At 72.2% G+C, this 14,172-nt stretch carries 10 protein-coding genes; 5 read left to right on the top strand and 5 right to left on the bottom strand.

What is annotated here, in order from left to right; all coding sequences use genetic code 11:
- Nucleotides 1-4 precede the first annotated feature (4 nt).
- From amaB to ACZ59A_RS15590, 3 genes are read right to left on the bottom strand one after another with little or no spacing between them, the layout of a single operon-like run.
- Nucleotides 5-1,534, bottom strand: a complete 1,530-nt coding sequence (gene amaB / locus ACZ59A_RS15600; RefSeq protein ID WP_470958606.1) for an L-piperidine-6-carboxylate dehydrogenase — start codon at nucleotides 1,532-1,534, stop codon at nucleotides 5-7.
- 38 nt (nucleotides 1,535-1,572) lie between these two features.
- The gene (gene hglS / locus ACZ59A_RS15595; RefSeq protein WP_470958604.1) at nucleotides 1,573-2,976 is read right to left on the bottom strand and encodes a 2-oxoadipate dioxygenase/decarboxylase; all 1,404 of its coding nucleotides are present in this window, start codon (nucleotides 2,974-2,976) and stop codon (nucleotides 1,573-1,575) included.
- 47 nt (nucleotides 2,977-3,023) lie between these two features.
- Nucleotides 3,024-4,208 (bottom strand): NAD(P)/FAD-dependent oxidoreductase, encoded by a 1,185-nt coding sequence (locus ACZ59A_RS15590; protein WP_470958601.1) that lies wholly within the window; start codon nucleotides 4,206-4,208, stop codon nucleotides 3,024-3,026.
- A 168-nt stretch (nucleotides 4,209-4,376) separates the two neighbouring features.
- Between ACZ59A_RS15590 and ACZ59A_RS15585 the strand changes: the two genes are divergently transcribed.
- Together ACZ59A_RS15585 and ACZ59A_RS15580 are read left to right on the top strand one after the other, a co-directional pair.
- Nucleotides 4,377-5,291: a LysR family transcriptional regulator gene (locus ACZ59A_RS15585; RefSeq protein WP_470958599.1), complete on the top strand. Its 915-nt coding sequence runs from the start codon at nucleotides 4,377-4,379 to the stop codon at nucleotides 5,289-5,291.
- A 119-nt stretch (nucleotides 5,292-5,410) separates the two neighbouring features.
- On the top strand, nucleotides 5,411-6,556 hold the full coding sequence (locus ACZ59A_RS15580; protein WP_470958596.1) for a Glu/Leu/Phe/Val family dehydrogenase: 1,146 nt from the start codon (nucleotides 5,411-5,413) through the stop codon (nucleotides 6,554-6,556).
- A 34-nt stretch (nucleotides 6,557-6,590) separates the two neighbouring features.
- Here ACZ59A_RS15580 and ACZ59A_RS15575 read toward each other — a convergent pair whose 3' ends face one another.
- A complete protein-coding gene (locus ACZ59A_RS15575; RefSeq protein WP_470958593.1) occupies nucleotides 6,591-8,387 on the bottom strand; it encodes an FAD-binding dehydrogenase in 1,797 nt (598 codons plus the stop codon).
- Between the two features lie 196 nt (nucleotides 8,388-8,583).
- Here ACZ59A_RS15575 and ACZ59A_RS15570 point away from each other — a divergent pair, with 196 nt between their 5' ends.
- From ACZ59A_RS15570 to ACZ59A_RS15560, 3 genes are all read left to right on the top strand, one after another.
- Nucleotides 8,584-9,810: a PucR family transcriptional regulator gene (locus ACZ59A_RS15570; protein WP_470958590.1), complete on the top strand. Its 1,227-nt coding sequence runs from the start codon at nucleotides 8,584-8,586 to the stop codon at nucleotides 9,808-9,810.
- A gap of 278 nt (nucleotides 9,811-10,088) precedes the next feature.
- Nucleotides 10,089-10,730 carry a YceI family protein gene (locus ACZ59A_RS15565; protein WP_470958588.1) on the top strand — a complete coding sequence of 214 codons (642 nt, stop codon included), beginning with the start codon at nucleotides 10,089-10,091 and terminating at the stop codon, nucleotides 10,728-10,730.
- 121 nt (nucleotides 10,731-10,851) lie between these two features.
- Nucleotides 10,852-12,804: a phosphatase PAP2 family protein gene (locus ACZ59A_RS15560; RefSeq protein ID WP_470958585.1), complete on the top strand. Its 1,953-nt coding sequence runs from the start codon at nucleotides 10,852-10,854 to the stop codon at nucleotides 12,802-12,804.
- 3 nt (nucleotides 12,805-12,807) lie between these two features.
- Here the strand turns inward: ACZ59A_RS15560 and ACZ59A_RS15555 are convergent, their stop codons facing one another.
- Nucleotides 12,808-14,151 carry an NAD-binding protein gene (locus ACZ59A_RS15555; protein ID WP_470958583.1) on the bottom strand — a complete coding sequence of 448 codons (1,344 nt, stop codon included), beginning with the start codon at nucleotides 14,149-14,151 and terminating at the stop codon, nucleotides 12,808-12,810.
- Between the last annotated feature and the right edge of the window lie 21 nt (nucleotides 14,152-14,172).

Raw genomic sequence — 14,172 nt, 5'->3', positions numbered from 1 at the left:
TCGGTCACAGGAAGCTGACGTTCTGGGCGAGGGCCAGCCGGCTGGAGTAGTTGATGGTGTTGGTGGCCGGGCGCATGTAGGCGCGCCAGGAGTCGGAGCCGGACTCGCGGCCGCCGCCGGTCTCCTTCTCGCCGCCGAAGGCGCCGCCGATCTCCGCGCCGGAGGTGCCGATGTTGACGTTGGCGATGCCGCAGTCGGAGCCCTCGGCGGAGAGGAAGACCTCGGCTTCCTGCTGGTCGCGGGTGAAGATGCTGGACGACAGGCCCTGCGGGACGTCGTTGTGGAGGGCGATGGCCTCCTCCAGGGTGTCGTAGGTCATGACGTACAGGATCGGGGCGAAGGTCTCCTCCCGTACGACCTCGCTCTGTTCGTCCACCCGGACGATGACGGGTTCGGCGTACGCGGCTTGCGGCAGCTCCTCGGCCAGGCGGCGGTTGCCGCCCGCGAGGACCTTGCCGCCCTCGGCCTGGACGCGGGTGAGGGCGCCGCGCATGCCGTCGAGGGCGCCGGTGGAGATGAGCGGGCCGACGAGGGTGTCCTCGTCGAACGGGCTGCCGATGGGGAGCTTGGTGTAGGCGGCGGTCAGCCGGGCGATGAGGGTGTCGGCGATGTCCCGGTGGACGATGAGGCGGCGCAGCGTCGTACAGCGCTGCCCCGCGGTACCGGCCGCGGCGAACACGATGCCCTGCACGGCGAGGTCGAGGTCGGCGGAGGGCGCGACGATGGCGGCGTTGTTGCCGCCGAGTTCGAGCAGGCTGCGGCCGAAGCGGGCGGCGACGCGGGGGCCGACCTCGCGGCCCATGCGGGTGGAGCCGGTGGCGCTGACGAGGGCGACGCGGGGGTCGTCGACCAGCTTCTCGCCGATGGCGCGGTCGCCGAGCAGCAGCCGGTGGACATCGCGGGGCGCCCCGACCTCCTCGGCGGCTTGGGCGAGGAGCCGGTCGCAGGCCAGGGAGATCAGCGGGGTGAGGTCGGACGGCTTCCAGATCACGGTGTCGCCGCAGGCCAGGGCGACAGCGGTGTTCCAGGACCAGACGGCCGCGGGGAAGTTGAACGCGGAGATGACGCCGACCACGCCGAGCGGGTGCCAGGTTTCGGCGAGCCGGTGGCCGGGGCGTTCGGAGGCGATGGTGCGTCCGTAGAGCTGGCGGGACAGGCCGACGGCGAAGTCGCAGATGTCGATCATTTCCTGGACCTCGCCCAGCGCCTCGGAGCGGATCTTGCCCGCCTCGATGGTGATCAGGTCGGCCAGGTCGCTCTTGTGGTCGCGCAGCAACTCGCCCAGGCGGCGCACGAGTTCACCGCGCCGGGGGGCGGGGGTGGTGCGCCAGTCGAGGAAGGCCGCGCGGGAGGCGGCGATGGCCGCCTCGGCGTCGGCCGGGGTCGCGGCGGCCAGCTCGAAGAGGTTCTCGCCGGTGATCGGGGTGCGGGCGGTGAGGCCGCTGCCCCGAGGGACGCTCACGCCGACGCGCTCCAGGGCGGTACGGGCCCGGTCGCGCAGGTCGTCGGTGGTGGGAAGGGCGGTGCTGGTCATGAATGCTCCCTCGGGAGGTAGGGGGGTCGCTTGCGGTGTCAGCCGAGCGCGCCGTCGAGTTCCAGCACGCGGGCGGCCTGGGCGATGGAGTGGTCCTGCTGCTCCTCGTAGAGGGCGAAGGGGTCGAGGACGTCGCGGCCGATGGCGCCGGACAGCCATGCGCTGTCGTAGGCGGCGCCCGCGTGGTCGTTGTTGCGCGCGCCCTCGCCGGTGAGGTTGGACTGGAAGATCCCGGCCGCGGAGCGGGGCAGGAAGTCCTCGTAGACGAGGGGTTCGGCGCGCAGCCAGCCCCGGGCCACCAGCTCGCCGAGATCGGCGGGCGGCCGGCTGCCGTCGCGTGGCCGGTCGGGGACCACGTGGTAGGTGAAGTAGCCCAGTTTCCGGTCGGCGAGCCGGCGTTCGGTGGCGGGGACGTGTTCCGCCCACAGCGCGCGGGCGAGGTCACCGCGGTCCGCCTCGGGGCGGGCGGCCGCCTCCTGGTCGATCCGGGTCAGCAGCTGGTCGTAGAGGGCGCGGCCCTCGCGGGTGAGGGCGATGCCGCGCGCCTCGACCTCGCCGAACCGCACCCGCAGGGATCCGCTGGTCACGTTCCCGTCGGCGGTGCGCATGGCCCGGGGTTCGGCGAGCGCGCGGAAGGACGTCTGGCGCAGCAGCAGATCGGGGCCGTCCCAGTGCGGCGGGCCCTGGATGGCGTCGATCATCTCGATGCCGCGGTCGGTCATGCGCCGGTACAGCTCGTCGATGTCCAGGACGCGCGGGGTGAGGTGGTTGATGTGGGTGCTGCGGACGCCGCCGATGTCCGCGGCGACGGCGGAGACCTGCTCCAGGGTTTCGTACCAGCCCCGGTCGATCGGCTCGGCCGACAGCTCGAAGGCGGCCACGGCGAGCTGGAGGAAGGATTCGGCCTGCGCTTCGGGCAGTTCGCCCTCGGCCTCGGCCCGGTCGGCGAGGGCGAGCAGCTCCGGGGGGAACAGCTCGCGGCCCGCGAGGAAGGTTTCCAGCCGGGCCCGCAGGTCGTCGTCGAAGAACCGCGGGTCGGCGGGGGTGAGCATGGAGGTGAAGACGCGGAACGGGTTGCGCGCCAGCTCCTCGCCGTCGGTGGGGCGGAAGGCGGTGGAGACGACGGGCACCGCGCTGGCGGCGGCCTCGCGCAGGTCGTAGAAGCCGGTCGGGTGCATGCCCAGCGCCCCGAAGACGCGCGCGACCTGGCTCATCTCCCGCGGGGTGCCGACGCGGATCGCGCCGTGGCGCTCCGCGGTGACCCGGCTGATGGAGCCCAGCCGCTCGGCGTCGGCGCCGCGGGTGCGCAGCACGTCGTCGTTGACCTCGCGGGAGACGTCCACAAGGGTGGTGTAGGCGGGGACCTCCCGCCCGTACATGTCCGAGAGCCGGGCGGCGAACGCGGCGCGCAGCTGCCACTGGCTGAGGGTCCGGCTGGTCATCGGAAGTGCTGCCTTTCGCTTGGCGGTCCGCACCGGTCGACTCCGGCTCACACCACATGCGCTTCGGGGCGTACGTTCGCCCCGGTCGTGAAGCGGTCGGCGCTGAACGGGCGGACGTCGAGGTACGGAGTGCGGTCCAGATACAGGTCCCGGACGATCTCGCCGACGGCCGGGGCCTGGAGGAAGCCATGCCCCGAAAACCCGGTCGCGTAAAGAAAATTGCTCAAGTCGCCGGAGCGGCCGATCAGGGCGTTGTGGTCCGGTGTGATCTCGTAGAGCCCAGCCCAGCCGCCGACCGTCTCCATGTCCGCCAGGGCCGGGGCCTGACGCCGGGCGGCGGCGCGGAACAGCTCCAGCCACTCCGGGGTCCAGGTGGTGTCGTGCCCGTCGGCCTGGCCGGGGTCGGCGAGGCCGAACAGCAGCCCGTCGTCGCTGTTGTGGAAGTAGGCCGACGAGGAGAAGTCGATGGTGAAGGGGATGCGCGGGGCGGGCGGGGTGAGCGGTGCGGTGAAGGCCACCTGACGGCGCACCGGGCGCACCGGGAGGCGTACGCCCAGCATGTCCCCGATCCGCGCGGACCAGGCGCCCGCCGTACAGATGACGGTGGCGCAGGAGATCGGCCCGTGGTCGGTGTGCACGGTGGTGGCCCGGTCGCCCGCGGTGTCGATGGCGGTGACGGCGGTGTGGGTGGCGAACGTGACTCCGGCCCGCGCCGCGGCGCGCGCGTAGCCCTCAATGACCAGCCCGGGGCGGGCGTGGCCGCCGGTGGGCGAGTGGACGGCGGCCACGAGCCCTTCGGTGCCGACGTAGGGGCACAGCCGCTGCGCCTCCCGCGGGCCGATCATGCGGCTGGGCACGTCGAGAGCGTTCTGGGTCCTGACGGCGGCCTCGAAGTCCGTCGCCTGCTGCTCGCTGGTGAGCAGGAAGAGGTAGCCGACGTCGTCGAACCGGATGTCGGCGCCGGGGCGGTGCGGGAAGTCCTGGAAGGCGCGCAGGCTCCGGCTGCCCAGCTGGATGTTGAGCGGGTCGGAGAACACGGCCCGGACGCCGCCGATGGGCTTGCCCGAGCTGCCGCAGCCCAGCTCTCCGCGTTCGACGACGACGATGTTCGCCACTCCGGCCTCGGCCAGGTGGAAGGCGGTACTGGCACCCATGACACCGCCGCCGATGATCACGACGTCGGCGGCGGGCGGGACGGTGCGGAAGGAGGACGGGGAAGACGAGGGGGACATATGGCCGATCCCTTCGCGAGGCGGGCGCCGAGGCCAAAGGGGGCCCCGGCGCGGCGCGGCTGTCGCAGTGCAGGACGATGCCGATCAGCTATCTGCCGGTCATCGTGCAGCACCCCGGCCTTTGACGTCCATGAACAGTTATTGCTCGTGATCTATTAGGGTCGCTATATGGACTGGACGAGTGCCCAGCTGCGTTCCCTCGTCGAACTGACCCGGCGCGGCACCATCACCGCGGTCGCGGAGTCGCTCGGGTACACGCCCGGCGGGGTCTCGCAGCAGATCGCCGCGCTGGAGAAGGCCACCGGCATGGACTTGCTGCGGCGGACCGGACGCAGGGTGGAGCTGACCGACGCGGGGATGACGCTGGCCCGGCACGCCGAGCGGATCCTGTCCACGGAGGCCGAGGCCGTCGAGGCGCTGGAGCGCACCCGCAACGACGCCTCGGGCACGCTGCTGGTCGGTCTGTTCGCCACGGCCGCCGCCGAGATCCTGCCGCCCGCGCTGCGCACGGCGCGCGAGGACCATCCGGGGCTGACGGTCCACAGCCGTGACATGGACGTGGACGAGGTGTACGACGCGGTGGCCTCCGGGGCCGTGGATCTCGCGCTCGGGCTCGACTATCCGGACGTACCGATCCCGCGCGATCCGGCCCTGCGGGTGACGCGGTTGCACCGGGAGCGCTTCTCGCTCGCGGTGCCGACCGGTTCGATGGGCCGCCGGGAAACCATCACCATGGCGCAGACCCGGGATCTGGGGTGGATCCTGCCGTCCGCCGGGAGCTACTACGGGCGCGCCGTGCGCACCGCCTTCCGCCGGGCGGGCGTCGAGCCCGAGGTGCTGCACGAGGTCACGGACACCGCGGCGACACTGGCCCTGGTGGAGGCGGGCGTGGGGGTGAGCACGGTGACGGATCTGATGCTCAGGCTGCGCCCCTCGCGCTTCGATGTGGTGCGGCTGCGCGAGACGGTCGAGCGGCACATCGTCGTGGTGTTCCGCTGTGCCGCGGAGCGCCGGCCCACCGTAGTGGCCCTCGTCGACGTCCTGCGCGCCGTGGCGCAGTCGGGGCTGGGCGGGCGAGCATAAGCGTTCCTTGCTCCTCGGTATCGAATCTGTCGCCCTGCCGACCCTTGTGGGGTGCGGTCACCGGCCACATCGTGAGGTGGACCACGGATCCACCGATCTACGGAGAAGGACACACCGACGTGGCTGACGCACTCTCGCTCGTTGACGACTGGGGTCCCGAGAAGATCGTCGTCGTCTCGCACCGGCGCACCGGCATGAAGGGCGTGCTGGTCATCGACAACACGGCCCGGGGTACGGCCAAGGGCGGTACCCGGATGAGCCCCACGGTGACGGTCGGGGAAGTCGCCCGGCTGGCCCGCGTCATGACGTGGAAGTGGGCCGGTGTCGACCTCTTCTACGGTGGCGCCAAGGCGGGCATCGCCGCCGATCCCGCGTCCCCCGACAAGGAGGCGATCCTGCGCGCGTTCGCCCGCGCGCTGTCCAACGAGGTGCCCCGGGAGTATGTGATGGGGCTGGACATGGGGCTGACCGAGAGCGATGCCGCCATCATCCAGGACGAGCTGGGAGACCGCGGCTCGGCCGTCGGCACCCCGGAGCACCTGGGCGGGGTCGCCTACGACAAGCTCGGGGTCACGGGCTACGGCATCGCCGAAGCCACCGACGCCGCCGCGCAGCGCCGCGGGCTGTCCCTGTCCGGCTGCCGGGTGGCCATCCAGGGGTTCGGCGCCGTGGGTGCCGCCGCGGCGGCGCGGTTCGCCGAACTGGGCGCCACCGTCGTGGCCGTGTCCACGGCCCGCGGTGCGCTGCACGACCCCGGCGGGCTGGACGTACCCGCCCTGCTGGCCGCCCGGGAGGAGCACGGCGACGACTTCGTCGGCCGCCACTCCCAGGGCGAAGTGCTCGCCTCCGGCCAGGAACTCACCGTCGACTGCGACATCCTGGTGCCCGCCGCCCTCCAGGACGTCATCGACGACCGGACGGCCCACCTGATCAAGGCCGGGCTGGTGGTCGAGGGTGCCAATCTGCCCACCTCGCCCGCGGCTCAGGAGGTCCTGGCCGGGCGGGGGATCACCGTGCTGCCCGACTTCGTGGCCAATGCCGGTGGTGTCGTCGCCGCCGCGTTCGCCATGGACGCCCGCTACTCCGGGTTCCGGCCCGAGACGCGCACCATCTTCGAGACGATCTCGGGTCGGCTGCGCGCGAACGCCGTCACCGTCCTCGACGAGGCCGAGCGCCGTGGCACCACGCCGCACACGGCCGGGCGCGGGCTGGCGGAGGAGCGCGTCCGCGCCGCCATGCTCAGCAAGGGACGCCTCCCCCGCTGATGCCCCTCGGGGTGCGGAGGTCAGGTCGCGGTTGTCAGGTCGCGGTGGCGTCGGCCGCGGCCCGCCCCGTCCGGCGGCCGGAGAAGAGACAGCCGCCCAGGAACGTGCCTTCCAGCGAGCGGTATCCATGGACTCCGCCGCCGCCGAACCCCGCGGCCTCGCCCGCCGCGTAGAGCCCGGGAACCGGCTCGCCGGTGGCGCCCAGGACGCGGCCGGACAGGTCGGTCTGGAGACCGCCGAGGGTCTTGCGGGTGAGGATGTTGAGCCGTACGGCGATCAGCGGTCCGGCCCCGGAGTCCATGATCTTGTGCGCCGAGGCGGTCCGGCTCAGGGTGTCCCCGGGGTAGGCGAGGGCGTTGCGGATGCCCATGACCTGGACGTCCTTGGTGTACGGATTGTCGATCTCGCGGTCCCGTGCGTCGATCTGCCGCTTGAGGTCGGCCAGGTCGATGAGGCCGTCCCCGGTCAGCTTGTTCATCCCGCGGACCAGTTCGGGCAGCGTCGTCGCGACGACGAAGTCGACGCCGTTCTTCTTGAACTTCTCGATCGGCTCGGGCGTCTGCCAGATGCGCGAGAGGAGCTGCAGGATGTCCTTGTTGGTGAGGTCCGGGTTCTGCTCGGAGCCGGAGAGCGCGAACTCCTTCGCGATGATCTTCTGGGTGGTGACGAACCAGGAGTAGTCGTACCCGGACTCGGTGATGGTCTTCAGGGTGCTGAGGGTGTCGTATCCGGGGAGGTCGGGGGCGGAGAACCGCCTGCCCTTGGCGTCGAACCACATCGAGGACGGCCCCGGCAGGATCCGGATGCCATGGTCGGCCCAGATCGGGTCGTAGTTCTTCAGCCCCTCGGTGTAGTGCCACATCCGGTCGGGGTTGACGATGCGCCCGCCCGCCTTCTCGGTGATGGCGAGCATGCGGCCGTCCACATACGCCGGGACGCCGGTGATCATGCGCTTGGGCGGGGTGCCCAGGCGGGACGGCCAGTTCTGCCGTACGAGGTCGTGGTTCGCGCCGATGCCTCCGGAGGTGACGATCACCACCGGTGCGCTCAGCTCGAAGTCGCCGACCACGGTGCGGGAACTGGCCTTGCCGCGCTGGGCGTTGCTCGGTTCGAGGACCGCGCCGCGGACGCCGGTCACGGCACCGCCGGTCGTCACGATCTCATCGACGCGGTGCCGGTGCTTGAACACCACCCGGCCGTCCGCCACCGCGGCCCGTACCTTCTTCTCGAACGGCTCGACCACGGCCGGACCGGTGCCCCAGGTGACATGGAAGCGGGGCACCGAGTTGCCGTGCCCGTCCGCGAGCCCGCCGCCGCGCTCGGCCCAGCCGACGATCGGGAACCAGCGCACCCCGAGCCCGTGCAGCCAGGACCGCTTCTCCCCGCCGGCGAAGTCGACGTACGCCTCGGCCCACTTGTACGCCCAGTGGTCCTGGCCGCGCGGATCGTCCAGGTCACGGTCGAATCCGGCCGTGCCCAGCCAGTCCTGCCAGGCCAGTTCGTGGGAGTCCTTGATGCCCATCAGGCGCTGCTCTTCGGAGTCGACGAAGAACAGTCCGCCGAAGGACCAGAACGCCTGCCCGCCCAGATTGCTCTCCGGTTCCTGGTCCAGGAGCAGCACCTTGCGGCCCGCGGCGGCCAGTTCCGCCGTCGCGACCAGTCCGGCGAGCCCGTGGCCGACCACGATCGCGTCCGCCTCGGAGGAACCGGCCGCGGACCCGGCCGCGAAGGCGGGGACCGTCTGGTCGAGGGCGGCTCCCGCGAGCACGCCTCCGGCCACCGTCAGGGCGCCGCGCCGGGTGATCGACGTCGGGGATGCGGGGTTCTCCATGGACTGCCCTCCCGGTGAGGTACGGACAGGGCGGACCGACGCGGGAGGCTGTCACCGCGACGGCCGCGCTGTTACCGTCGGTAGCGCACAGGAAATCAGGTCGGCACGGCGACGCGGTAGTAGCTGGGCGTCAACGCGGTCACCGCTTCGTTGTGGCCCGGCGACAGCGCCGGTACGGGAAACGGAAAAGGGGCTCATGGCTGTCGTCCACGAGCGCGAGCCGGTCACCGAGATCCTGCGGGCCATGGCCGTCGACGCGGACGTGTGCGGCGAACTCGTGCGCGCGGCGCGCACCCACTCCCCCGAGGTGGCCCGGCTGACCGAGGCGGAGACCCGCTCCCATGTCCTCGCGATGATCCGCGCGGCCGGTGCGTGGTTCGGCACCTTCGACCGGGTCGAGGAACAGGACTTCACCACCGCCCTGTTGCTGGGTGCCGACCGGGCGGGCCAGGGCGTGCCGATGACCGCCGTGCTGCGCGGTGTGCAGGCCGCGCTCACCCGGGCCGTGGAGATCAGCGTCGACCGCTGCCGGATGTCCGGGGTGCCCGACGGCGCGCTGCTCCCCGTGGTCCTGCGGCTGAAGGAGTACGGCGACGCCATCGAGCGCCATGTCATCAACGGGTACCACGCGGCGGAGCGGGGACCGGCACACGGGACGCACGAGATCCGCACCGGACTGTTGCGGCGGGTACTGATCGACGGAGTCGCCCCCGACGCCGAGGAGTTGACGAGGGCCGGGATCCGGGCGGAGGACGGCCACGGCCCGTACCACTGCCTCGTCGCCGAGGCCACCGAGCCCGCACACGCCCACCGTCTGCGGCGTCGGCTCTCCGCGCTGCGCGGCGGGATCTCCGCACTGGTCGACGGGCGCGTGGCGGGCCTGTGCCCCCGGCTGCCCCAGGACGGGGACCTGGGGGTTCCCGCCCTGATCGTGGCTTCTCCGGCCGCTCCCCTGGACCGGTTACGCCCGCTGTACCGGCTCTGCGTCCGGGCCGTGGAGCTCGGCGCGGCGGCGGGTAGGCACGGATGGCACGGACTCACCGACTTCGCCGCGGAGATCGCCGTGGCGGATCAGCCGCTCCTGGGCTCGTATCTGAGCGACCGGCTCCTGGGCGGCCTCGATCCGTCGGACGCGTTCCACCGGCAACTCGCCCTCACCGCACTGACCTTTCTGGACCACGGCCGCCGTCTGGACCAGACCGCGGCGACCCTGTTCACCCACCCCAACACCATCCGCTACCGGCTCGGCCGGTTCCAGCAGATCACCGGCACCTCACTGACCGACACCCGGCCCGATGGCCGCGGCGGGCCGCTGGACACGCTCCACTGGTGGTGGGCCCTGACCACCTGGCTGGACCGGGGAGGGCACCCCACGCGATCCACCACAGCCGTTCCCGATGGTGGAGATTTCTTGAAGAAATGAAATGGAAGGTGACGGCGGATACGTCGAAGTTCAAGCGCCGTTACCCGAATTCGACACCGGGCCCGGTACCCGAAGAGCGTTTCGTCCGCTGATCGGCCGCCATTCGACTCCCCCTGCCCGGCGTTTACTTGTGAAGACCCGGTGCCGGTTTCGCGGCCATGGGATCTGCCTTCGCGAGGGGAATTACCGACCCGGCGGTAGGGTGACGTCCACAGTCCCGGGCCGGTTCCAGAACAGCACTTGCAGCGTTCCCCACTCTTGCAGTAACTAGATGCCCCATGAAACTTTTTACTCGCAACTCCTCCTCCCGCTCCGCGGTGTCCCAGGACGCCCCGGCCCCCTCCGAGTACGACGCCCCGCAGGGTTCCGGACGCCCGGACCTCACCGGGGAATGGATTATCGACGCGGCGCACAGCAGGATCGGCTTCTCCGTCCGGCACGCCATGGTGACCACGGTGCGCGGCGCCTTCACCGAATATGAGAGCCGCCTTTACTTCGACGGCCATGACCCGGCCCGCTCCCGGGCCGAGATCGTGCTCTCCAGCGCCAGTGTCGACACCGGTGTCGAGCAGCGCGACGCCCATCTGATGAGCCGCGACTTCCTGGACGCCCGGGCCTTTCCGCGCATCAGTTTCCGGAGCACCGACGTACAGCTCGCGGGCCAGGACGTGTACCGCATGGCCGGTGACCTCACCCTGCGCGACGCCACCCGCCCGGTGGTCCTGGAGCTGACCTACATCGGGCATGTCACCGACCCCTTCGGCGACGAGCGGGTGGGCTTCGACGGCACCACCACCATCAACCGCTCCGACTGGGGCCTGACCTACAGCGCCAAACTGGCCCAGGGCGGCGCCATGGTGAGCGAGAAGGTCCGCCTCCAGTTCGACATCGCGGCCATTCGCGCCCCCGTCGGCGGCTGACCGCGCGTCCCGCCTCCATGACAACCGCCGTCTTCCGGCGCCCACTTGCCGTGGAGGCCCCTACACTTCCTTCGCGTCAGTCGTTTCAGCAAGCGCTTACGGCGAGAATCGCGAGGGCAGCATGACGGCGCGTACCTCCCCCGGCCGGTCCGCGGAACCCACCCTGGACCGCAGGGGTTTCCTCCGGCGTTCCGCCTCGGTTCCGGCGGGCCTGATCGCCGCCCCGACGGCGTTCGCCCTGCTGCCCGTCCCCCTGGCCCGGGCGGCGGAGAAGACGGCCGGGCGGCCACTCCCGTCGTTCGTCGACGACTACCGGACCAACACCACGGCCAACCTCACCCCCGAGACCAACGCGGCCTTACGCGTCCTGAGCGGTGTCCAGCGGCTCTGGCACACCGGCACGGCCTGGAACAACGGCACCCCGCGCGCGGCCGGTGTACTGCGCGCCAACATGCGCTACTCGATCGTCCTCACCACGCGGCGCACCGACGCACAGGCCCGGGAATCCTTCATCTACGACCGGCAGGACCAGAGTTACGCGGCCACCGCCGGTCTCGGCCCGCTCACCGAGATCTACCGCACCGGCGCCAAGGCCGTCACCAGCATCACCAGCGCGCCGGACACCACCCCGGCCACCACGGTCGGCGACGCCGTGCCGCCCGGCGCACCCGCCGGTTCCGCCATCGGGGCCGGGGCCACCGACTCGGACCTGGGCGAGGTCGTCCGGCTCGTACAGACGCTGCGCGGCCCGTACGCTTCGGGCAACCCCGCCAAGTACGGCTACCAGTACCCGCGTCCATGGCGGATGACGGAGCACAGCGAGGTCGTCGCCACCGGTGCCACGGACGCCTTCGGCTTCCCCGTCTACGCCTCCGAGGTGGCCGTCACCCCGCAGCTGCTGCGTCAGCGCGGCGCCACCCCCGCCGAGGACGGCGGTTTCCCCAGCGGCCACACCAACGCCCTCTATCTGGCCGGTCTCGCGCTGGCGTACGCCATACCCGAGCGGTTCCAGGAACTGGTGACCCACGCCTCCGCGGCCGCCCACACCCGGATCGTGTCCGGCATGCACTCCGCCCTCGACGTCGTCGGCGGCCGCGTCCTGGCCACCGCGCTGGCCGCCGCCGCGCTGTACGACCCGGCCAACGCCGGGCTCAAGGCCGCCGCGCGCCGACAGGCCGCCGACTACCTCCGCTCCCGGACCGGCACCACGGCCGACACGCTCCGGGCGTACGCGCACTCGGCGGGCAAGGACACCGATCCGTACGCCGACCGCGCCGCCAACGCCCGCGCGTTCACTCCACGTCTGACGTACATCCTGCCCAGGGGCGGCGAGCACCGCGCGATGACCGTGCCCAAGGGCGCCGAAGTGCTCATCGAGACCCGGCTGCCCTACCTCACCGCGCACCAGCGCCGCGAAGTTCTGCGCACCACCGCCGTGCCCTCCGGCTACGCCCTGCTGGAGGGGCCCGAGCAGTGGGGGCGGCTCAACCTCTTCGCGGCGGCGGACGGTTACGGGGCCTTCGACCGCGACGTACGGGTGGAGATGAACCACTCCGACGGCGGGTTCGGCGCGGCCGACGCCTGGCGCAACGACATCACCGGGGACGGCGGCCTGATCAAACGCGGCACCGGCACCCTGACCCTCACCGGCCGCAACCAGTACACCGGCGGTACCCGCGTCGAGGCGGGAACCCTGGTCGCGGGGTCGCCGGAGGCCCTGGGCGCCGGAGAGGTCCACGTCCACGGCGGCACCCTGCGGCTCGCGTCCCCCGGCGGCGTACGGGCGCGGCGGGGCGTCGTCCTGGCGTCCGGCGCCACGCTGGAGGTGGCGGCGGACGACGGCCGTACGCCCGCGCTCACGGCGGCCCGGTCCGTCGTGCTCGGCCACGACGCCGTCCTCGACATCCGGCTGGACGGCCTCGGCTCCTCCGCCCGGCACACCCGCGTCGAGGTGCTGCACGCGCGCGGCGGGCTGCACGGCCGGTTCGCCGCCATCAGGGTCCGGTCGGAGGGCCACACGTACCCGGCCGTGCCGTCGTACTCCCGGAACACGCTCACCGTACGGCTGGCCTAGGCGTCAGCGGTCGGGGTGGCCGCAGCGCTCCGGCTGCGGCCACGGCATGAATTCCCCGTCCTCCCGCTCCACCAGGAGCCGCTTGTCGTGGGCCAGCACACCGCGCGGCCGGAGCCCGGTCAGGCTCGCGGTGGTGTACGCGGCGCTCAGGCTGCCCAGATCGTGCACCAGGCCGATCTTGAACAGCGAGCGGGTCTCCGCGATGGCCTCGTGGTCCCCCGCGCGCATCACCACCCGCAACTCGGGCGCGACGGCCAGTGCCGCCACCGAGACGGCGATGTTGTCCAGGTCGTCCGACGCCACCGCGGCCATCGCCTGCGCCCGCCCGAGGCGGAGGGTGCGCAGGACGAACCGGTCGGTGGCGTCGGCGACGACGACGGGCACCCCGAGCGCCTTGGCCAGCCGGAGGTTCGGGGCCGCCGGGTTCCGCTCGACCGCGATCACCCCGATGCCCAGGGCCTGCAGCTGGGTGCACAGCCGCAGCCCCACCTGTCCGAGCCCGACGACGACCACATGGCCGCCCCGGGGCAGGGCGCGCGGGCCCACGATGCCGACCGCCCGCGGGGCCAGCAGCCGGTCGACCACACCGGCCGTGAAGACGGCGGTGAAGACGATGGTGATGAGCATCGCGAGGCCGGAGAACATCAGATACGCGTGCGAGCCGTGGGCGAGGGCCGGGCCGACGGCGGCCACGGTGCGCGCCGCCTCGAAGAACGCCTCGACGGGTGTGCGGTGGTGCAGTGCCACCAGCCAGGCCCAGTCCGTGAGCAGTACGGCGAGCAGGCCGCCGAGCCCCATCAGCATGATCCGCGAACTGCCGTCGTGCGGCCGCAGCTGCCCCCGGAACTTCCCCAGCCACGCCCGGTACCGCAGGGAACGCGGTGGCCGGTACGGCTGGAGGCGCACGGTCTCCCCGTCCCAGCGGGCCCCCGCGTGGCCCGAGGGCGTCGTGGTCAGCGCGAGCAGATCGGGCTGGAGACAGCCCGCCAGGAGGACCGGCGCGGCGACATCGGCCGGGGAGGTGACCTGGCAGTTCGGGACCACCCGCACCAGCTGGTCGGCCACGGTCCGGTCGAAGATCGTCACCACGAGGGGGACCTTGGGGTGGATGTGTTCCACCGCGAGCGCGTAGCGCAGGGACTCGGCATCCTTCTTGAGCAGGATCGCGACCCCTGCCACCTCCCGGTCCAGCGCCTGCCGCAGATCCTCGTCGGTGGGCCGGGCGAAGTGGCGCACCCGGTGTCCGGCCGCCCGCAGGGAGCCGCAGACCTTGCGCGCCTCCTCGTCGCCGATCACGACGAAGTACCGCTCACCGAGCGTGTCGGGGGTGTGCCGCTCCTCCCGCATCCGGCTCCTCCTCGACGCGCT

The sequence above is a fragment of the Streptomyces sp. NPDC040405 genome, assembly GCF_055595765.1.
Note: the sequence above shows the minus strand (reverse complement) of the source record. Positions and strands in the feature narration are given on the sequence as shown.

Excerpts from the sequence above, each read along its gene's own strand:
- amaB (WP_470958606.1), bottom strand. The coding sequence starts at position 1,534 with ATGACCAGCACCGCCCTTCCCACCACCGACGACCTGCGCGACCGGGCC.
- ACZ59A_RS15555 (WP_470958583.1), bottom strand. The coding sequence starts at position 14,151 with ATGCGGGAGGAGCGGCACACCCCCGACACGCTCGGTGAGCGGTACTTC.
- ACZ59A_RS15575 (WP_470958593.1), bottom strand. The coding sequence starts at position 8,387 with ATGGAGAACCCCGCATCCCCGACGTCGATCACCCGGCGCGGCGCCCTG.
- ACZ59A_RS15565 (WP_470958588.1), top strand. The coding sequence starts at position 10,089 with ATGAAACTTTTTACTCGCAACTCCTCCTCCCGCTCCGCGGTGTCCCAG.
- ACZ59A_RS15585 (WP_470958599.1), top strand. The coding sequence starts at position 4,377 with ATGGACTGGACGAGTGCCCAGCTGCGTTCCCTCGTCGAACTGACCCGG.
- ACZ59A_RS15570 (WP_470958590.1), top strand. The coding sequence starts at position 8,584 with ATGGCTGTCGTCCACGAGCGCGAGCCGGTCACCGAGATCCTGCGGGCC.
- ACZ59A_RS15590 (WP_470958601.1), bottom strand. The coding sequence starts at position 4,208 with ATGTCCCCCTCGTCTTCCCCGTCCTCCTTCCGCACCGTCCCGCCCGCC.
- hglS (WP_470958604.1), bottom strand. The coding sequence starts at position 2,976 with ATGACCAGCCGGACCCTCAGCCAGTGGCAGCTGCGCGCCGCGTTCGCC.
- ACZ59A_RS15560 (WP_470958585.1), top strand. The coding sequence starts at position 10,852 with ATGACGGCGCGTACCTCCCCCGGCCGGTCCGCGGAACCCACCCTGGAC.